Here is a 19,445-nt window from a genome sequence, read left to right on the forward strand (position 1 = left end):
CGTGGGCAAAAAGGGTTAGCGAAGCCCTGTCAGCGCGCGAATCTCTTTCGAGCGCAAGGTTAAGCGCACGGGCGCCGATTTATACGATGGCGTTCCACTCTCTTTATCAAGGTAATCCAGAGGAACCAGAACGTTAGCTTCAGGGTAGTAGGCCGCAACGGTGCCCGGGGCGATGTTGTAGGCAACCAGCGTGATATCTTCCAGCCGCTGATGGTGGCCCGGCAGCGCGGAGCGGATATCCACCCGGTCGCCGTGTTCAAATCCCAGCTCAGCCATATCCTGTTCGTTCATAAAGAGCACGTCGCGACGGCCAAACACGCCGCGATAGCGATCGTCCATGGCATAGATGGTGGTGTTGTATTGATCGTGGCTGCGCAGCGTCACCAGGCGCATCACCTCATACCCTTCTACCTGCTGGTTTTCGTGCACCCCGTCGAAAACGGAAAACATCGCTTTGCCGGTCGGCGTGGGCCAGATACGCTCCGTCGGCGGCAGCGGCATGCGAAAGCCGCCGGGATGGCGAATGCGCTGATTGTAGTGGTCAAAGCCGGGGATGGTCTGTTCAATCAGATCGCGGATCCGATCGTAGTCGGCGACCAGCGCCAGCCAGTTAATTTTGCTCTCCGTCAGCGTCGCCATGGCCATCCCGGCAACAATCGCCGGTTCCGAGCGCAGTTCAGGCGAACCGGGTTTCAGTTTGCCCGACGATGCATGCACCATCGACATCGAATCTTCGACGGTGATCGACTGCCGTCCCGTCTCCTGCAGATCGAGTTCGGTTCGCCCAAGACACGGCAGGATGATTGTCTCTTTCGCCACCAGAAGATGCGAACGATTGAGCTTGGTGCCAATATGCACGCTCAAATCCAGTCCCCGCATCGCCGGAAAAGCCCGTTCGCTATCCGGCATAGCCACCGCGAAGTTACCACCCAGGCAGAGAAGCGCTTTCGATTCACCCTCGATCATCGCCTGCAGCGCTTTTACCGCATCATGACCATGCTCCTGCGGCGGCGTAAAACTAAACACCCGCTGCAGGTTGGCCAGAAACTGGGGGCTCGGCTTTTCCGTGATGCCGACGGTGCGGTTACCCTGCACGTTGGAGTGTCCGCGCAGCGGGCAGATTCCGGCACCCGGCTTACCGATATTGCCGCGCATCAACAGCAGGTCGGCTATCAGGCGGACGTTAGCGGTGCCCTTATTATGCTGGGTAATGCCCATGCCGTAGGTGATAATGGTGGCGTGAGATTTGGCATAGGCCGCCGCTACCCGTTCAAGATCGCCCCGCGTTAAACCCGACTCGCGCTCGATATCCTGCCACTGCGTCGCCTGTAGATCCTGCGCAAAGTCGGTAAAGCCCAGCGTATGCTCATCGATAAACGCCCGATCCAGCACTTTGCCCTGCTCTGCTTCCAGCTGCAGCAGCGCCTTCGCGATGCCCTTAAGCGCCGCCGCGTCGCCTCCCGCTTTGACCTGGAAGTAAGTCGATGCAATGTTGGTTGAGCTGTAGGTCGCCATCTCAATGACGTTCTGCGGATCGGCGAAACGTTCCAGCGCCCGCTCTTTTAGCGGATTGAAGACGATAATCGGCACGCCCCGGCGCGCCAGTTCGTGCAGCGTGCCCATCATGCGCGGATGGTTGGTTCCGGGATTGTGGCCGATAGAAATCACCAGCTCGGTCTTTTCAAAATCATCAAGTGAGACCGTCCCTTTACCGATACCGATGGACTGCGGCAGGCCGACGCTGGTCGACTCATGGCACATATTGGAGCAGTCCGGAAAGTTGTTGGTGCCATATTCGCGGGCGAACAGCTGGAACAGGAAGGCCGCTTCGTTAGAGGCGCGTCCGGAGGTATAGAACTCGACTTCATGAGGCTGCAGCGTCCGGAGAATGGCGCCGATACGGGCAAACGCCGCTTCCCATGAGACAGGACGCAGGGTATCGCTGTCCTTATCATAGGCCAGAGGCTGAGTTAATCGCCCGTAGCCTTCCAGCTCGAAATCACTCCTCGCCAGCAGCGACGTCACGGTGTTAGCCGCGAGAAACTCAGCCGTGACCCGTTTACTGGTGGCTTCCCAGGTCACCGCTTTGGCGCCGTTTTCGCAGAACTGAAACGTCGATTTATGCTCTTTGTCGGGCCAGGCGCAGCCAGGGCAATCAAAACCATCCGGCTGATTGGTCCGCAGCAGCGTGGCGGGAGCATCGAGCGCGTCCATTTGCGTACGCACGGCGATCGCGGTGGCTTTTAAGGCACCCCAGCCGCCCGCCGGACCATCATAGGGATGGACGCCGGGAACGACGCGTCTTCTATTACTCATGTTAACTCCTGATGCGCTTTCGGCGGCGGATTGCAGGTGAAATTCCGCCTGATGTCTTATCACCCGCTATCCGTCAAAATAGCGGGCGTTTTATTAACGAAAGCATAACAATCAGGGCCATTACTGTATAATCAATGTTATCTATCACGCGTTAGATTTAACTTATTTAACGAATAATAAACATACAAAATCAGGTCAGATTGTAGTAACGATCCGGCTCAAGCTTATCGGGTAAAGGATACTGTCCGGTCATATCCAGCAGGTTGCGCTCAATGTTGTTACACATCGCGTTCAGCGGCAAATCGTTAGCGGCGGTACCGAACGGATCTTCCAGTTCCTCCGCCAGCGAATCCCACGACAGGAAGGTGTAGGAGATAAACACCGACACGAACGGCGTCATATAGTGAAGATCGCCGACCAGCGCAAACGGCAGCAGCGCGCAGAACAGATACACCGTGCGCTGCAAAATAAGCGTATAGGCAAAGGGCACCGGGGTGCTGGCCAGCCGCTCGCAGCCCCCAGCGCGTGGCCCAGCTCATCAAGTTTATTGTCCATCAGGTTGAAGGTGATATCGCCAATCTTCCCTTCTGCGCGCAGACGCCCCAGCTCATCACCTGCCAGCAGCAGAATACGGTTGGTCGGCATCGAGCTGGCGAGAATTTCCTTCACGCTGTGCGGCGGCAGCAGACGTGCTAAATCAGCGCTCGGATCCGTCTTACGCAGCTGATGCTTCAGACTCCAGCTAAACGCCACCAGATAGCTCACCAGGCGTTGATGGGCTGCGCTTTCCGTCGGCAGAATATTTTTCAGCTGGCGCACCAGCGTTCTCTGGGCAATCAGCACCGTCCCCCATAAATTGCGCGCTTCAACAAAGCGGTTATATCCGGCGCTATTGCGAAATCCGAGGAAAATAGCGATGGCGATCCCCAGCAGGCTAAACGGCGCGACGGTAAGATGGATCCCCAGCCGCTCATACCATTGATAGCTAATGATGGCGATAATCGACATCATTACGTTAAGCAGCAGGCGAAAAACAATTTTAGACAGCACGGAGCCGTGCCAGTCAAACAAGCGAAGGAACCAGTGTTGTTCTGGCCGGATAATCATTGTATTACTTCCTGAAATTTCGCACGGTTAATATCCCTGTCAAACGGCAAGTTACCTGGACATTGGCTTTCCTCGCACCCCATTCGCTGACAGAAGTCAGATTCTGGGGACTCCCTGCGCCGCCGTCTTCCTGTAACTTGAATTATTCAGGCTATAGAGCGTTTCTATTAACCGATTGGTTTCTTATATTGTTTAAAAACACGACATTGTGTCAGCCGGCTATTTATCAGCGATGAAAGAATAGCCGCTGAATTATGGTCCTTTTTTATTTCGCAGGCAATATTATCCGCAATCCGACATAACCCTCGAATATCCAGGGGAATAATTTACGCGACAATCGCGTCGCTCTCTGCGCGACACGGGTCAATATGAATCATCATATGCAGAACGTTATGGTGGCTTAGCACCCGGGTCCGCACCAGCAGCGCAATATCGTGCCCCTCCGCTACCGATAAATGCCCGGGTACTTCGACATGCACATCGACCAGGATCAAATCCCCGGCACGACGGGTTTTCAGGTCGTGCAGCGCCACGACGCCGGGCGTTGCCAGGATAGTGGCGATTATTTGCCGCTCGCTATCGCTATCCACTGACCGATCCATCAGGTCATGGAGGGCGTCAGACGAAAAGGTATAGCCCATGCGGGTGACCAGCGCGCCGACAACCAGTGCGGCCACCGGGTCAAACCAGGCGTAACCGGCCAGATTACCGATGATGCCGACCGCAACGACTACCGAAGACGCGGCGTCCGAGCGGGCGTGCCAGGCGTTGGCAATTAGCATAGAGGACTGGATTTGCTTAGCCGCCCTTAGCATATAGCGGAATAAAATCTCTTTGGCGGTCAGCGCGGCGAGCGCCACCCACAGCGCGGTAATATGCACACTCTGAATAGATTCCGGTTGCAGTAGTTTGCCGCAAGCAGACCACAGCATACCCGCACCAACCAGTAACAGCAGCGCGCCAATCACCAGTGAAGCGCCGTTTTCATAGCGCCGGTGCCCGTAGTGATGGTCGCTATCCGAAGGTTTGCCGCTTTTTTTATTGGCCAACAGCACAACGAAATCGGCCACCAAATCGGAAAGAGAGTGAATACCATCGGCGATTAAGCCCTGCGAGCCGGAGAATATCCCGGCCAGTATCTGAAAACTGGATAAAAAGAGATTGACCATCACGCTGACCAGCGTCGTTTTACGCGCAACCTGGGAACGCTGCTTATCGTTACTTATTTTCATTACCGACACTTCCCCGAAGAAAAAGAGCCAGACTACGCGTTCAGGCTTAATTTTTCCTGAATAAGTCGCCGCCATTAAGAGAGTGTTTAATTATTTCTTCTTACCTTAAATATATAAATGAGAATAGTTTGTTTTTAAACAACATAGCCATATCAATAATAGCCATGGCTATGTTTTCGCGTATTCAACAAAGGGGCAAAATTAAAACTGATTCATCCGGCGCATTGCGCAATGATACGCGCCGTTGCGCACCGAGGCGCGCAGTATGCGAGCGACGCCGTGAACCGCAAACCGCGCGCTGTGCCGCTGTAGCGTACTCATCGGCAAATTAAGCATCTCCTGCGCCCACGGCGGCAGCAGGTCAATTCCGGCGCGCATCATTATTCGCCCCACCGGCCGGCTCATAAGGCCCGGCAGACGGGTCGACAGCAGAACGTGGGCAACTTCCTGGGTTCGCTCATCGCAGCGCAGCGCCGGCCGCATATCCTGCAGGTAATCAGCAATCTGCCGCGGCGTCTGCGGGATATCCCGCGCCCCGAGGCGACGGGCAACTTCGGCCGCTTCCTCATAGTATTGCTCCTGACGCGCGGCGCTGACCACGGTCCGCTTGTAGCGCAGATGCGAGGCCATAAAGCTGCTGCATTCGGCGACGTGTACCCAGGTCAGCAAGTGTGGATCGCTGGCCTGATAGGGCGTGCCGTCTTTGTCCTGGCCGCCTACCCGCAGATGGATCTCCTGTACTTTTGCAATCAACCGTTCGGCATCGGCGGTGGTGCCAAAGGTGGTGGCGGAAATAAACTGGCTGGTGCGGCGCAGGCGGCCAAAGATATCTTCACGGAAATTTGAGTGATCCCAGACGCCCGCCAGGGCCAGCGGATGCAGCATTTGTAACAACAGCGCGCTGACCCCGCCGCAGAGCATGGAAGTGAAATCGCCGTGAACCTGCCAGATAGCCGACTGCGGCCCAAAAAGCCCCGGTTCGCCTTTGGGATGTTCAAAATCGATCTCTTTTAGCGCCATGCCGGTTAAGCCCAGAACCTGAGCTTCAATCGTTCCGCGTATGCTGATCATGACCCACCTGCTCTCATTCGTGAGCAAGAAAGATAACATTAATCAACGGCGGGGGCATTGTCCTGAAACAGCTTTAAAGGAGAGCGCCCGCTGAACGCGGGCACCCGAGAGGTCAGGAATTGAGCTGATAATCGAGGGTTATCTCAGCATTCAACACCTGAGAAACCGGACAACCGGCTTTTGCTTTCTGAATAATGCTGTCAAACGCGTCGGCCTCAATGCCTGGCAGCACGATTTTGCTCTGTAGCGCGATCTGGGTAATGGCGAAACCGCCGCCGGATTTATCCAGCGTTACCACTGCCACGGTATCAATGGAGGTCGCGGTGTAGCCCTCTTCGCTCAGCATCAGCGATAGCGCCATGGAAAAACAGGCGGCATGGGCGGCGCCGATAAGCTCTTCCGGGTTAGTCCCCTTCACACCCTCAAACCGGGTGTTAAAACCATAAGGCTGCTGGTTCAGCGCGCCGCTCTCGGTAGAGACGGTTCCTTTACCGCTTTTTAGATCCCCTTCCCAATGCGCCTGACCTTTCTTATGGATTGCCATGATATCGCTCCTTTTGTGACATGAAAGGGTTAAGTATAGACTCCCTTACGCATTTGGGCGGCACGCGGCGATTTTAGGATCAATCCGCAGCGATATTTTTACTCATATTGATGCCGGTAACGCGAAACCCGGTGACTTCATAGAGTCGGCGAGCGCGCGGATTATCGCCGGCGACGCGCAGTTTTATTTGGCGGATACCCAGGTTTTTTAATTCATGCTCAAAAGCCGCCATCGCTTGTTTACCCAATCCCTGCCCCTGCAAGGACGGAAAAATATAAAAATCACAGATAAAGGCGGAGCGTATTTCTGCGTCAGGCTTATACCAGAGATAGCCAACCCGCTTTTCTATACCGTCAATTTCATCGAATAAGCAGCGTAAAGCCTGGCCGTGAGTATTGACGCCATCGGGCAGATCCTCGGCAATTTCGCGCTGCGCCTGGGCCAATGCCGCCTCCGGAGAAAGCGCGTAATTGGTCGCGATCTCCGCCGCATAATCGGCAATAAAATAGTTCAGGTACGCGGCGTACTCTTCATCGCGCATTGGGCGAATAACAATCATCACAAGGGTCCTTCTATATCGTTAGGTTGCGCCAGTTTTTGCTGAATCTCTTCAAGAAACAGCGGCAGCGCGCTCGGCTGGTAGTCCCGCGAGAGATAAATCCCATACACGTTTAAGGCTTTTGGCCGCCAGGTCGGTAAAACCTGTTTCAGCGCCCCGCTGTTGAGCGCCCGCTGCGCCTCCAGCTCCGGCAGCATTGCGATGCCGCAGCCGGCTACCGCCGCCTCCATCAACAGCGAGGAGATCCCGGCGCTAAGGTTGCCGGAAACCGCCACCGCCACGCTTTCGCCGCTGGGGTCGCTAAACTGCCAGGTCTGACTGGCAAAATGGCTGTAATGCAGGCAGTTGTGGCGAGTGAGATCGTCCGGCGTTTGCAGCGGCCCATTCTGCTGTAGCCAGCGCGGCGACGCGCACAGCACCGAACGGCAAACGCCGAGACGGCGGGCGATAGCTCCCGGCTCCGGATTGTCGGTGATCCGAATCGCCACGTCGATCCTTTCGCCTATCAGGCTTACCGGATGATTGTTGATATCCAGCTCAAGACGCAGCTGCGGATAGCGGGCGAGAAAATCGGGCAAAAGCGGAGAAATCAGCTGCATCGCGGTAAAATGAGCGCAGGCTACGCGCAGCGTTCCGCTGGGGATCGCTCGTTCACTCTGCCCGGCGATCTCATCCGACAGCTGCGTCAGGGTGCGCGTTTTTTGCAGTACCTTTTCCCCCGCAGCCGTGAGCGTCAGCTTGCGGGTAGAGCGATGAACCAGCCGGGTGCCAGCCCACTGCTCCATCTGTTCAAGATAGCGGCTCACCATCGGCCGCGACATCCCCAGCGCCCGCGCAGCGGCGCTTAAGCTTCCCAGCTCACAAATACGCATATAGACCTGCGCGGCAATGACTCGATCCATAACTTGATTCCATCTGCACGTTTTATGAAACTCAGCATCTCTTTTTTCAGGAATTTTCGCAAATCAGGAAATCCGTAAAATAGCGCTTATTCACCTGACGAAGAGAAACGAACATGAAATTATCTGCCCTTGCCATCGCCACTACGCTGTTCAGCGCTTCAGTTCTGGCAGCCCCTTTAACGTTGCAAACCTATAACCCGCAGGAGAACGGTATTTTCGCGGTTAACTCCACCCTCGCCTCCGGCCCGCATGAAGCGGTGTTGTTTGACGCTCAGTTCAGCGTGAAGGATGGCGAGAAGCTGGTTGAAATGATTCAGAAAAGCGGTAAAAAACTGACCCGCATCGTGATTACTTCCGGCGATCCGGATTTCTATTTTGGCCTGCAGCCGCTGGTCAAAGCGTTCCCGGAAGCCAAAGTGGTGGCAACCGCAGAAGTGGTTAAACACATTAACGCCACCAAGCAGGCCAAACTGGCGTACTGGGGCCCGCAGATGAAGGACGGCGCGCCGACCCTGGTTTATGTCCCGCAGGAGCTGACGGCTAATACCTTCACTATCGACGGCGAAAAGGTTGAGATCCGCCAGCCGCAAAATTATGCCGCCTATGTGTGGATCCCGGCGAATAAAGCCATTCTTGGCGGTACCGGCGTGGCGTGGGGTATGCACGTCTGGACGGCGGACACTCAGAGCGTCGAAAGCCGTCAGCAGTGGATAAATACGCTCGACGAGATGGCCGCGTTGCATCCGCAGCAGGTGATCCCCGGCCATTATCTCGGCACGCCGCCAGCCGGTGACCGGGCGATTACTTTTACTCGCGATTATTTGACCCAGTTTGAGCAGGCGCTCAAAGAGCATAAAGATTCCGCTGTCGTCATTAAGGCGATGAAACAGCGCTGGCCGGGGCTCGCGGAAGAGAGTTCGCTGGAGCTGAGCGCCAAAGTGAATACCGGCGAAATGAAGTGGTAAGTCTGGGTATTACGCGGGGATTTCTGCCTGGTGAAGGTTAATGCTATATCCAGGGGGTAAACCCGCCACCCGCCCGTCGGCCCGGAAAGGCGAACGCCTTACCGGGCACGATCCGCAGAAGCAGAGTGACCCCGGACCACTCTGAAAATGAGGCTGATTGTGCCGTCTCAATGTTGCCAATCCCGGCAAAATGGGCCACGCTAATGATCGCCGCGTGAAAAATAAGCGGCGTATTGAGGGTTAAATTTCGTCCGACAGTCGTCGGGCTTGTCCTTGAAACCGACACAGGATAAAGGAGTAAGAATGAAATCGAACCAACAGGCACGTCATCTTCTTGGTCTGAACTACAAACTTTCTCAGCAGAAAAAGGTCCTGCTGGAAGGCGATGCGGAAACCACGGTTAACCATGTTCGCGCCACCGGCCGCAAGCGCCGCGGTGGCTAATCTTTCAGCTAAGTGATGATAAAAACACCGTCCTTTCTCCAGGATGGTGTTTTTTTAAGACTATCCCCCTCATGTTTACCCTCCTTTGATGTCTTCTGCTTTATACTCTGCCCGCTGCCATTCCCTGCCAGCCCCCCGCCTGTCGCCGCGCCCGGGCTGAAGCGATTATCAAGGAGTTAGTGCGATGCAATTCACTCATAAGAAAAACCGCTCTCTTTACATCCCTTACGCCGGCCCCGTGCTGCTTGAATTTCCGCTGCTCAATAAGGGCAGCGCCTTCAGCATGGAAGAGCGCAGCAGCTTTAATCTGCTGGGCCTGCTGCCGGAAGTGGTCGAAACCATCGAAGAGCAGGCCGAACGCGCGTGGATCCAATACCAGGGATTTAAAACCGAGATCGACAAGCACATTTACCTGCGCAACATTCAGGATACCAACGAAACCCTGTTCTACCGTCTGGTCGGCAACCACCTCGATGAAATGATGCCGGTCATCTATACCCCGACCGTCGGCGCCGCCTGTGAACGCTTCTCTGAGATCTATCGTCGCGCCCGCGGCGTGTTTATCTCTTACCAGAACCGCAATAATCTCGACGATATTCTGCAAAACGTACCGAACCATAACGTTAAGGTTATCGTGATGACCGATGGCGAACGTATTCTCGGCCTCGGCGACCAGGGCATCGGCGGAATGGGCATTCCTATCGGCAAACTGTCGCTGTATACCACCTGCGGGGGGATCAGCCCGGCCTACACCCTGCCGGTCGTTCTTGACGTGGGCACCAATAATCAGCAACTGCTCGACGATCCGTTATACATGGGCTGGCGCCACCCGCGTATTACCGACGATGAGTATTACCAGTTTGTTGACGATGTTATTCAGGCGATTAAAGCCCGCTGGCCGGATGTGCTGCTGCAGTTCGAAGACTTCGCGCAGAAAAACGCTATGCCGCTGCTTAACCGCTATCGCCACGAAATCTGCTCCTTCAACGATGATATCCAGGGCACCGCCTCGGTCACCGTCGGTACGCTGATTGCCGCCAGCCGCGGCGCGGGCAGTCAGCTGAGCGAGCAGAAAATTGTCTTCCTCGGCGCCGGTTCCGCAGGCTGCGGTATCGCGGAGCAGATCGTCGCCCAGATCCAGCGCGAAGGGTTAAGCGAAGAAGAAGCCCGCAAACGCGTATTTATGGTTGACCGTTTCGGTCTGCTCACGGATGCGATGCCAAATCTTCTGCCGTTCCAGAGCAAACTGGTGCAGAAACGCGAACACCTGCAAGAGTGGGACACCACCAGTGACATGCTGTCGCTGCTTGACGTGGTGCGAAATGTAAAACCGGATATCCTGATCGGCGTCTCCGGGCAGCCTGGGCTGTTCACCGAAGAGATTATCCGCGAGATGCATAAGCATTGCCCACGACCAATCGTGATGCCGCTGTCAAACCCGACCTCAAGGGTGGAAGCCACGCCGCAAAATATCCTCAGTTGGACCGACGGAGAAGCGCTGGTCGCTACCGGCAGTCCGTTCGCTCCGGTAACGCTCAAAGGCAAGCAGTACGTCATCGCCCAGTGTAACAACTCCTATATCTTCCCGGGGATCGGCCTTGGGGTTATCGCTTCAGGCGCTTCGCGCGTGACCGATGAGATGCTGATGGCCGCCAGCGAAACGCTGGCGAAACATTCGCCGCTGGTGAATAACGGTGAAGGTCCGGTTCTGCCGGAACTGAAAGATATCCAGAGCGTTTCGCGCGCTATCGCTTTTGCGGTGGGTAAAATTGCCCAGGAGCAAGGCGTGGCGGTGAAAACCTCCGCCGAAGCGCTGCTGCAGGCGATCGCCGATAACTTCTGGCAGCCGGAATATCGCAACTATCGCCGGACGTCAATATAACCACTAGCGTAACCGGGAGCGTTAATGCTCCTGGTTACCTGGGAAATAATTCTCTGGTTCGCTATTTTTTGATATCAAATCTATAGCCCTGCCGGCGAATCGTCACGATGGACTCAGATGAATAACACGCCCGAATCTTTTTACGTATCCGCCCAATAAGGACCATTAGTGAACTGCTGCAATATAGCTCTCCTTCTGCATACAGCTGGCGCATAAGATCATCCTTGCTGGTAACTTTACCGCAGTTGCGGATTAATGTTTCCATAATAATATATTCAAAAGCGGTCAGATTTAACGTAACACCATTTACCGACAATTCCCGACGCGAAAGATTTAGCAGAAATGGCGGTATTGAGATTAATTCTGATGACAATCCATAGTTGCGGCGAAAAAGCGCATTGATACGCGCAACCATAATATCAATATGAAATGGCTTACGGATGTGGTTGTCCGCACCGGCGTTGAGGGCGTTAACGCAATCCTGCCAGCACTCGCCTGCGCTCATAACCAATATCGGTACAGAAACCCCCTGGCCGCGCCAGTCGCGGATCAGAGCCAGACCCGCTTCACTTGTCGCGTCCAGATCAATAATTGCGATGTCAGGCGGATACTCTACGATATAGTAATTCGCTTCCTTGACGTTTTGTGCATCATCGACGATATGCCCTTGCTGCGTTAGCTGTACTTTCAAATGATGACGCAGCAGAGCCTTATCCGCAAAGACAAGTATGCGCATCTCCCCCCCTATTTCGATAGTAATTAACAGGCGTGACCTTTTTATTTTTTAATAACTATATTGTGCGGCTGTTGCTGTACGTTAAGTAGCATGCGGCATTAAAAACGCTAATAAATAGTTTTTAGCGGTGATAATTAAATTTTCATAAACCCGGCTCACGGCGAATAAAAATCCAAAGCGCTTTATAAGGATATAAAGCACCAGACAATTGATATAGTTATCTCAGGAAACGGCCTGGCTAACGTTTATTGAGGATAATCAGTCCTGCTGTCAGATTATCTCGCCAGGCTTATACAGACGAAACAAATATTAAACCACATGCCGTGGCTTATTCAACGTTAGCTATTGATGATCAAAATCTAAGCAAACAGATTTATTTAGCAGCATGAAAACAGCGAACCCGGTTTTTAAAGTATATAAACCCGATATTCATTGTATCTGAAGCATAAATAGCTATAGGTATGACAAATAATTGGTTTTGAACCATTACAGTTTGCAGAGAAATAATGATATATATCAATTGGTAGCGGAAATATTCTTCTTTTCTGTCGAATCGATTATGAAATGAGCGAGATTACATAAGTTATATTGATTCCATGAATAATTCTTCTGCGTTATCGCTTTTGCGTTGCGCCAAAGCAGCGCTGCTAAGCCTGATAGGGTTCAAGCGCCCAGGATGTTAGTGGCAAAAGCGTGCCCGGCGTAAACGGATCGCTAGCCAAAACGGATTTCACCCATTACACTGCCTGCACCTATCAACTTACTGAATAAAAAAAGGAGGATCCCATGTCGTACCGTGAAATGTTTTTTTCACGTGCATTTGGCGATCGCACCTGCTCAAGCGTTATCGGTATCGTGCTGCGATAACTTCAGCTTGAGCGAAGAAACCAAAGACTGAATCCCTTCCCTCGGGCTTACCGGGTTATCGTCAGCGATGTTTGACGAGGCATAAACATGCCTGTAACTCTTGAGTAAGTTCACCATGAGTACATTACTAACTGCACAATCTCTCCATGTTGATACGGCGTTTGGCCCGCTGTTCACAAACCTCTCCTTTACCCTCAAAAAAGGCGACCGCATTGGCCTGATTGGCTATAACGGCTGCGGAAAAAGTACCCTGCTTAGAGTGCTGGACGGCACGATGATTCCGAATGGGGGCAGCGTGGCGCTGGCCAGCCACTGCCTGATGGCACGGGTGGAACAGCATCTACCCGATACGCTGTTAGCGCAACCTCTGCTACAGGTGGTCCTGGAAAAACTTCCCGCCCTTGAGCGAGAGAACCAGCGCTGGCAAGCGGAGCGGCTGCTGGCGGAGATGGGCTTTACGGCCGATGAAGCCCGGCAGCGGGCATCAACCCTGAGCGGCGGTCAGCATACCCGGCTGCTGCTTGCCAGGGCGCTGATTCAGCAACCGGATCTCCTGCTGTTGGACGAACCGGGAAACCACCTCGACCTGCCGACCCTCCTGTGGCTGGAAAGCTTCTTGCAAACCTGGCAGGGGAGTTTCATTCTGGTGTCTCATGACAACATCTTACTGGATGCTGTAACTAATGCGAGTTGGATCCTGCGCGACAAAACCCTGCATGCCTTCTCCCTGCCCTGCAGCGCTGCCCGTCAGGCGCTGGATGAGCGAGATGCCAGCGATGCGCTGCGCCATAAAGCCGAGCAAAAAGAGATTGACCGGGTCGCCGCCAGCGCCAAACGACTGGCTATCTGGGGGCGCACCTATGACAACGAAGATCTCTCGCGTAAAGCTAAGCAGATGGAAAAGCAGGTTCAGCGCCTGAAGGAGAGCCAAACCGATCTCACCGCCGGAACACCCTGGCGGCTAACGCTGCGCGGCGACATGCTGCGGGCAGACAGGCTGCTGGAGATGGATCAGCTTCCCGTCCCGCCCGCGCCGGGTCTGCCGGTCCTGTTTACTGCGGGTCTGGCTCGTCTGAAAAGCGGCGATCGGGTCGCGGTAATGGGCCGTAACGGCGGCGGGAAATCCTCCCTGCTGCGTCTACTGTGGCGACATATGCAGCAGGAATCAGCGGAGGACGGCTTACGCCTGCACCCGCGGCTGAAACCGGGTTATTACGATCAGACCCTGCATCAGCTTGCGGATGACGACACGCTTCTCGACGCGCTGGAGCCTTTTGAGCCGGCGGCGGACGCGCGCAAGCGGGCGCTGATCTCAGCCGGATTTAGCTGGGCTCGTCACGGGCAAAAGGTCGCCACCTTAAGCGGCGGCGAGCGTTCGCGTCTGCTATTTGTCGGCCTGTCTCTGGCCTGCTATAGCCTGCTGCTTCTGGATGAGCCAACCAACCATCTGGATATGGACGGCAAAACAGCGCTGGCAAGAACGTTGTGCGACTACCCAGGCGGACTGCTGCTGGTGAGCCACGACCGCGAACTCATTAACCATAGCTGCAATCGCTTCTGGCTTATTGACGAGCGCGGGCTGAGCGAATGGCACAGCGCCGAAGAGGTGTATGAGGTTTTACGCACCGCCGTTCGTTGTCCGGCCCCGGAGGTCGTGGCGGAGAACCGCCGCGAAGCGGAGGAAGACCATGATACGCTGCTGGAACGGTTAGTGTCGCTTGAGCAACTGCTGGCCGACGATCTGGCCCGTAAACCAAAACATCAAAAACCGCAGCTGCAGGCGCAGTGGCGTAAGGAGATAGCCACCCTCAACGCTTTGCTAAGCTAAATGTTTGTTCCCCGGCGCAGCCCGCTGCGCCGGGGTTTTACTTAGCATGAGTCGCCGGTCGCGGTTTGATTCGACTAAACTGCTGCTCGGTCATCGTCCTGCCCCACTGTTCGCCCTGCCACTCTTTATCCAGCGTGAAACTAAAGGATTCATACAGCCTGCGGGCGGCGTGCAGGCCGCTGAAGGTCCATAGCTGTACTGATGCAAAGTCCCGGCTATCGCAAAAAGCCATGGCTTCGCTCAGCAGGCGCCGACCAATGCCGCTACCCCGGCAGCTATCGTCGAGAATAAACCAGCGCAGATGCGCCTGGTTATTCCCCAGATCCTCGCCGTCAATCGCTACCGATCCGACAATTTGCTCGCCCTGAACGGCCAGCCAAACACGGTTGCACGGTTTATCGAGACGAGCTGAAAATTCCGCCAGCCCGCTGGCGACTTTACTCTCGAAAAAAGCACCAAACTGATAATGTTTTGCATAATACTCGCCGTGCATTTGCGCTATGCGGCCAATCATTCCAGGCCGATAGCCGGTAGCGATATCAATCGTCTTTTTCGAGCCTGTAGCCTCGACGTCGCGGCATTTTTCCAACGCCCAGGCCCAGGTTGTGAGGCCCTGAGCGACGCACTGTCTTTGCGCATCGCTCAGGTGTTCCAGCGCATCCACTACCCGCATAGCGCCGTAGGCGTTAATTTTTTCGACCGTAGCCGCACCTTGCGCCGTTAACGCAAGCTGCTTAATCCGCCCGTCGCGGGAGGACGTTTTTTCCTGAAGTTCGCCGGCGGCAAGCAGACGGGAAAGCATCCTGCTGACGCTAGACTTTTCCAGCCCCAGGATCTGCACCAGCTGCGCGGCCGTCATCGCGCCGCGTAGTGAAATTTCCACAAGCGTATGTACCGCCGAAGGTGAGTACGCCGTAGCGGCCAGCGTGGTGCTCATAAAGCCCAGTTCACGCACCATCAGGCGGGAAGCGGTACGAATTTCATCAACAAGCGCGGGTGAGTTCATCTGAGGTCAGCTCTTTCAGCAATAGTTGCATGATACAACCATTTTCCGCTGCGTGCTGTCAAGCCGCCGTGTTGTCTCCTCCCTGAACTGGCCTCAACTGAACGGGGTGAATACTTGCACTTTACTCGCGCGTGACACCATGCCGATACCCATCTTACGGGGAAAAAAGAGGCTTGCCGGCTTTACCCGCTTTTGTACTTATTGCGGATTTTTCTCTTTCCACGCTTCCCATGCCGCTTTGATTTCCTGTTTCGCGGCGGCGGCATCGTTAAAGCCGTCCAGCTCGACTTTTTTGCGTCCGTCCGGCAGCTGTTTGTAAACCCGGAAGAAAGCCTGCAGACGCTCCTGCTCAATTTTCGGCAGATCGCTGATGTTAATCACGTCATCGTAGGTTGGATCGATTTTACTTGCCGGAACGGCAATGATTTTGTCGTCCTTCTCGCCGCCATCAATCATCTTCAGCACGCCAATCGCGCGCAGCTTAATCAGCGTTCCCGGGGCCATCGGCGCGCGGGTATAAAACACCACGTCCAGCGGATCGCCATCCCCTGCCAGCGATTGAGTGAGCGAGCCGTAGTTAGCCGGATAGGCCACCGGCATCGACTGGAAACGATCGGCGATAAGAAAGCCGGTTTTGGCGTCCGTTTCGTATTTGATAATGCCGCCTGCCGGGATTTCGGTTACGGCGTAAAACTCTTCAGGGTTGTTGTTCGGCTGCGGAAAATCCAGCACGTTTTGCGCCTCAACGGCGGTAGAAAGCAGAAGGCCTGCGGCCAGGAGGGTTTTCGCCAGATGCATTGTCATGTCGCTCTACGTTAATAAGAAATTGAAAAACAGAACGATAGAGATCGCGGATGAAAATTTCATGACATGCAAGTGACATAAATATGACGCGCAGAAACATAAGAAAAACTGTTCGAAAAACAAACAAAAGGAACCTTTAACCAGCATAAAAATCTATTATTACCTTGATTTATTGGCAATTTAAGCTATTGGTTAACATGCGTAAAAACAAATATTGTGTTAATACGCTTATGTTTAATAAGGAGAACAGAATGAAAGCTGCCGTCGTCACGCAAGATCATCAGGTCAATGTTACGGAAAAAACACTTCGCCCATTACAGCACGGCGAAGCCCTTTTAAAAATGGACTGCTGCGGCGTCTGCCATACCGACCTGCACGTTAAGAACGGCGATTTTGGCGATAAAACCGGCGTCATTCTGGGCCATGAAGGCGTGGGCGTGGTGCAGCAGGTCGGCCCTGGCGTGCACTCGCTCAAGCCGGGCGATCGCGCCAGCGTCGCATGGTTCTTCGAAGGCTGCGGTCACTGTGAATATTGTAACAGCGGTAACGAAACGCTGTGCCGTTCGGTAAAAAATGCGGGCTACACCGTTGATGGCGGGATGGCCGAAGAGTGTATCGTCATTGCCGATTACGCGGTCAAAGTGCCGGATGGTCTTGATTCTGCGGCAGCCAGCAGCATCACCTGCGCAGGGGTCACCACCTATAAAGCGGTAAAAGTTTCCCATATCAAACCCGGCCAGTGGATCGCCATTTATGGCCTCGGCGGGTTGGGTAACCTGGCCCTGCAATATGCGAAAAACGTTTTTAACGCCAAGGTCATCGCCCTTGACGTTAATGATGAACAGCTGAAACTGGCCGCAGAAATGGGCGCAGATCTGACCATCAATTCCCGCAGCGAAGACGCGGCCAAAATTATCCACGAGAAAACCGGCGGCGCCCATGCCGCAGTCGTGACGGCGGTCGCCAAAGCGGCGTTTAACTCTGCGGTGGATGCGGTTCGCGCCGGCGGACGCGTAGTGGCCGTCGGCCTGCCTCCGGAAGCCATGAGCCTGGATATTCCGCGCCTGGTACTGGACGGTATCGAGGTGGTTGGTTCTCTGGTGGGTACGCGCCAGGATCTGGCCGAAGCCTTCCAGTTTGCCGCCGAGGGTAAGGTGGCACCGAAGGTCACCCTGCGCCCGCTGGGTGATATCAACGCCATCTTTAAGGAGATGGAACAGGGACAAATTCGCGGTCGTATGGTGATTGATTTCCGCCGTTAATTTTCTCGCCTCTCTCGCTACGGGAGAGGTTCCATTTATCCCCTTATGCACGTAGCTCTGCTGCGCATATTTACATGATGCCCGGCAGAAATCCTTTCTTACGCTCATCATCGTTCAGCCGATAAATATCGAACCGGCTACCACCTTCATTAACAACGCTCTCCCCGCTATGCGCAGCCTGTGGTATGCAGGATATAAATGCTTTTTACGCAAATGCTTAGCGCAAATCCTTACTTCCTTTGTTAAAACGCGCGCCCGATGATGACTAAACAAGAGATAACAAAGGAATTCACCATGCACATCCGTTTTCGCCTGCCCGCGCTGGCGGCGCTATTTTTAACCGGCGCGTTTTCCGCCTGGGCCGCCGACGCCCCGGTTAAAGGCGGTACGTTAATCTATCTGGAGCAGCAGCCGCATACTAATCTTTACCCACCGGCCGGTGGCTTCTACCCCAACGGCGGCATTCTTAATCAAATAACCGATAAGCTCACCTGGCAGAACCCGAAAACGCTGCAGGTGGAGCCGTGGATCGCCGAAAGCTGGAGCGCCAACGCGGATAAAACCGAATATACCTTTAAGCTTCGCCCCGGGGTGACCTTCTCAGATGGCACCCCGCTTGACGCCAGGGCGGTCGCCAAAAACTTTGATACCTACGGCCTCGGTGATAAAGCGCACCGCCTGCCGGTGTCTGAGGTCATTAATAACTACGATCGCAGCGAAGTCATCGATCCGCTGACGGTAAAGTTCTACTTTAAAAAGCCCTCGCCGGGATTTCTGCAGGGCACCGCCACCATCGGCTCCGGGCTGGTATCCCTCAGTACCCTGGCGCGTAATTTTGAAGAGCTGGGCGATGCCCGCCATATTATTGGCTCCGGACCTTTTACGGTAAAAGATGAAAAGCCGGGGCGCGAACTCACTCTGGTCGCGCGCAAAGATTATCAATGGGGACCGAAAAATCTCACCCAGCAGGGGCCAGCTAATCTCGATGGCATCACTTACATCGTTACCCCTGAAGATGGCGTGCGCATTGGCGCTCTGCTGGCGGGCCAGGCTGACTTTATCCGTCAGGTACAGGCCTACGATGAAAAGCAGGCCACCGGGCAGGGCTTTAAAATTTATGCTGCCCCCACGCGCGGCGTTAACGATAGCCTGAGCTTCCGGCCGGATAATCCGCTGGTTGCCGACCTGCGCGTTCGTCAGGCGCTGCTGCACGCCACCGACGCCAGGCAGATAGTCGAAACGCTGTTCTCCGCCAACTATCCGCAGGCGACCTCCGTCGTCGCCAGTACCGCCGCCGGGTACGTTAACCTCAGCGACAAGCTGGCTTTCGATCCGGCCAAAGCAAAACAACTGCTTGATGATGCAGGCTGGAAACCGGCTGCCGATGGTATTCGGGTCAAAGATGGCCAGCGGCTGGCCTTAACCGTCTATGAATCTCTGCCGCAACCGCAAAATAAAGAAGTTTTGCAGCTTGTCGCTCAGCAGTGGCGTCAGGTCGGCGTCGCGCTGGCGGTCAAAGCCGGCGATGCCGGCAGCCGCACGCTGGATAACCTCGATCCGCTGAAAACGCCGCTCACCGTGTCGGAAGTGGGCCGCGCCGACCCCGACGTGGTGAAAAGCATGTTTTTCCCCACTAACCGCGACGCGCTGCTGCAAAAAGGCGGCTCCAGCGACAAAGTACAGGACTTCCGCGACGATAAGCTCAACGCATTGCTGAGCGCGATTTCAGCCGAAGTTGAACCGCAAAAACGGCTCCAGCTCACCGGCGATGCCCAACGCTATCTGCTGGATAATGCCTACGTGATCCCGATATTTGAAGAACCGCAGGTCTTCGCCGGCGCCCCGTGGGTGAAAGGCGTCAGTTTTGAAGCGGTAGGCCGCCCGTCGTTCTATGGCGCGTGGCTGGAAAAGCACTGAGGA

General features: G+C 54.8%; 15 protein-coding genes and 1 pseudogene. 6 read left to right on the forward strand and 10 right to left on the reverse strand.

The features are described 5' to 3' along the window. Nucleotides 1–15: 15 nt before the first annotated feature. The 7 genes and pseudogenes from ABLV11_RS02520 to ABLV11_RS02550 form a co-directional block, all read right to left on the reverse strand. Nucleotides 16–2,316, reverse strand: a complete 2,301-nt coding sequence (locus ABLV11_RS02520) for an FdhF/YdeP family oxidoreductase (protein WP_126489105.1) — start codon at nt 2,314–2,316, stop codon at nt 16–18. A 190-nt stretch (nt 2,317–2,506) separates the two neighbouring features. After that, a pseudogene (locus tag ABLV11_RS02525) lies at nt 2,507–3,423 on the reverse strand (bestrophin family ion channel). A 326-nt stretch (nt 3,424–3,749) separates the two neighbouring features. Further along, nucleotides 3,750–4,655 carry a cation diffusion facilitator family transporter gene (locus ABLV11_RS02530; RefSeq protein ID WP_064344721.1) on the reverse strand — a complete coding sequence of 302 codons (906 nt, stop codon included), beginning with the start codon at nt 4,653–4,655 and terminating at the stop codon, nt 3,750–3,752. Nucleotides 4,656–4,856: 201 nt separating this feature from the next. Then, nucleotides 4,857–5,726 (reverse strand): oxygenase MpaB family protein, encoded by an 870-nt coding sequence (locus ABLV11_RS02535; RefSeq protein WP_105890267.1) that lies wholly within the window; start codon nt 5,724–5,726, stop codon nt 4,857–4,859. A gap of 112 nt (nt 5,727–5,838) precedes the next feature. After that, nucleotides 5,839–6,270 carry an OsmC family protein gene (locus tag ABLV11_RS02540; protein WP_004101962.1) on the reverse strand — a complete coding sequence of 144 codons (432 nt, stop codon included), beginning with the start codon at nt 6,268–6,270 and terminating at the stop codon, nt 5,839–5,841. A gap of 79 nt (nt 6,271–6,349) precedes the next feature. Next, entirely contained in the window at nt 6,350–6,829 is a 480-nt protein-coding gene (locus ABLV11_RS02545; protein ID WP_032728230.1) for a GNAT family N-acetyltransferase, read from the reverse strand. Then, the gene (locus ABLV11_RS02550; protein WP_126489104.1) at nt 6,829–7,731 is read right to left on the reverse strand and encodes a LysR family transcriptional regulator; all 903 of its coding nucleotides are present in this window, start codon (nt 7,729–7,731) and stop codon (nt 6,829–6,831) included. The genes ABLV11_RS02545 and ABLV11_RS02550 overlap by 1 nt, the downstream gene beginning before the upstream one ends. A 113-nt stretch (nt 7,732–7,844) precedes the next feature. Between ABLV11_RS02550 and ABLV11_RS02555 the strand changes: the two genes are divergently transcribed. The 3 genes from ABLV11_RS02555 (at nt 7,845) to ABLV11_RS02565 (ending at nt 11,022) form a co-directional block, all read left to right on the forward strand. After that, nucleotides 7,845–8,696 carry a Vmh family MBL fold metallo-hydrolase gene (locus ABLV11_RS02555; protein ID WP_201520599.1) on the forward strand — a complete coding sequence of 284 codons (852 nt, stop codon included), beginning with the start codon at nt 7,845–7,847 and terminating at the stop codon, nt 8,694–8,696. Nucleotides 8,697–8,999: 303 nt separating this feature from the next. Then, complete coding sequence (sra, locus tag ABLV11_RS02560; RefSeq protein WP_004101955.1) at nt 9,000–9,140, forward strand: stationary-phase-induced ribosome-associated protein; 141 nt, start codon at nt 9,000–9,002, stop codon at nt 9,138–9,140. A 184-nt stretch (nt 9,141–9,324) separates the two neighbouring features. Beyond that, nucleotides 9,325–11,022 carry an NAD-dependent malic enzyme gene (locus ABLV11_RS02565; RefSeq protein ID WP_224329701.1) on the forward strand — a complete coding sequence of 566 codons (1,698 nt, stop codon included), beginning with the start codon at nt 9,325–9,327 and terminating at the stop codon, nt 11,020–11,022. A gap of 61 nt (nt 11,023–11,083) precedes the next feature. Here the strand turns inward: ABLV11_RS02565 and ABLV11_RS02570 are convergent, their stop codons facing one another. Beyond that, nucleotides 11,084–11,758: a response regulator gene (locus ABLV11_RS02570; RefSeq protein ID WP_016807809.1), complete on the reverse strand. Its 675-nt coding sequence runs from the start codon at nt 11,756–11,758 to the stop codon at nt 11,084–11,086. Between the two features lie 982 nt (nt 11,759–12,740). Here ABLV11_RS02570 and ABLV11_RS02575 point away from each other — a divergent pair. Then, nucleotides 12,741–14,453, forward strand: coding sequence for an ABC-F family ATP-binding cassette domain-containing protein (locus tag ABLV11_RS02575; protein ID WP_163528882.1), 1,713 nt, complete (start codon nt 12,741–12,743; stop codon nt 14,451–14,453). Between the two features lie 37 nt (nt 14,454–14,490). Here ABLV11_RS02575 and ABLV11_RS02580 read toward each other — a convergent pair whose 3' ends face one another. Both ABLV11_RS02580 and ABLV11_RS02585 read right to left on the reverse strand, forming a co-directional pair. After that, a complete protein-coding gene (locus ABLV11_RS02580; RefSeq protein ID WP_148407641.1) occupies nt 14,491–15,459 on the reverse strand; it encodes a helix-turn-helix domain-containing GNAT family N-acetyltransferase in 969 nt (322 codons plus the stop codon). 198 nt (nt 15,460–15,657) lie between these two features. Then, complete coding sequence (locus tag ABLV11_RS02585; protein WP_004101946.1) at nt 15,658–16,257, reverse strand: inorganic diphosphatase; 600 nt, start codon at nt 16,255–16,257, stop codon at nt 15,658–15,660. 257 nt (nt 16,258–16,514) lie between these two features. Between ABLV11_RS02585 and adhP the strand changes: the two genes are divergently transcribed. Then, complete coding sequence (gene adhP / locus ABLV11_RS02590) at nt 16,515–17,525, forward strand: alcohol dehydrogenase AdhP (RefSeq protein ID WP_163528879.1); 1,011 nt, start codon at nt 16,515–16,517, stop codon at nt 17,523–17,525. Between the two features lie 294 nt (nt 17,526–17,819). Next, nucleotides 17,820–19,442 carry a TIGR04028 family ABC transporter substrate-binding protein gene (locus tag ABLV11_RS02595; RefSeq protein ID WP_004112896.1) on the forward strand — a complete coding sequence of 541 codons (1,623 nt, stop codon included), beginning with the start codon at nt 17,820–17,822 and terminating at the stop codon, nt 19,440–19,442. The last annotated feature ends 3 nt before the right edge of the window (nt 19,443–19,445 follow it).

It is taken from the genome of Klebsiella sp. GW_Kp181 (genome assembly GCF_040062315.1).
Taxonomy (GTDB): Bacteria; Pseudomonadota; Gammaproteobacteria; order Enterobacterales; family Enterobacteriaceae; genus Klebsiella; species Klebsiella oxytoca.

Coding starts and splice junctions, on each gene's coding strand:
- ABLV11_RS02585 (WP_004101946.1), bottom strand. CDS start 16,257: ATGCATCTGGCGAAAACCCTCCTGGCCGCAGGCCTTCTGCTTTCTACC.
- sra (WP_004101955.1), top strand. CDS start 9,000: ATGAAATCGAACCAACAGGCACGTCATCTTCTTGGTCTGAACTACAAA.
- ABLV11_RS02575 (WP_163528882.1), top strand. CDS start 12,741: ATGAGTACATTACTAACTGCACAATCTCTCCATGTTGATACGGCGTTT.
- ABLV11_RS02565 (WP_224329701.1), top strand. CDS start 9,325: ATGCAATTCACTCATAAGAAAAACCGCTCTCTTTACATCCCTTACGCC.
- adhP (WP_163528879.1), top strand. CDS start 16,515: ATGAAAGCTGCCGTCGTCACGCAAGATCATCAGGTCAATGTTACGGAA.
- ABLV11_RS02595 (WP_004112896.1), top strand. CDS start 17,820: ATGCACATCCGTTTTCGCCTGCCCGCGCTGGCGGCGCTATTTTTAACC.
- ABLV11_RS02570 (WP_016807809.1), bottom strand. CDS start 11,758: ATGCGCATACTTGTCTTTGCGGATAAGGCTCTGCTGCGTCATCATTTG.
- ABLV11_RS02550 (WP_126489104.1), bottom strand. CDS start 7,731: ATGGATCGAGTCATTGCCGCGCAGGTCTATATGCGTATTTGTGAGCTG.
- ABLV11_RS02535 (WP_105890267.1), bottom strand. CDS start 5,726: ATGATCAGCATACGCGGAACGATTGAAGCTCAGGTTCTGGGCTTAACC.
- ABLV11_RS02530 (WP_064344721.1), bottom strand. CDS start 4,655: ATGAAAATAAGTAACGATAAGCAGCGTTCCCAGGTTGCGCGTAAAACG.
- ABLV11_RS02555 (WP_201520599.1), top strand. CDS start 7,845: ATGAAATTATCTGCCCTTGCCATCGCCACTACGCTGTTCAGCGCTTCA.
- ABLV11_RS02540 (WP_004101962.1), bottom strand. CDS start 6,270: ATGGCAATCCATAAGAAAGGTCAGGCGCATTGGGAAGGGGATCTAAAA.
- ABLV11_RS02580 (WP_148407641.1), bottom strand. CDS start 15,459: ATGAACTCACCCGCGCTTGTTGATGAAATTCGTACCGCTTCCCGCCTG.
- ABLV11_RS02520 (WP_126489105.1), bottom strand. CDS start 2,316: ATGAGTAATAGAAGACGCGTCGTTCCCGGCGTCCATCCCTATGATGGT.
- ABLV11_RS02545 (WP_032728230.1), bottom strand. CDS start 6,829: ATGATTGTTATTCGCCCAATGCGCGATGAAGAGTACGCCGCGTACCTG.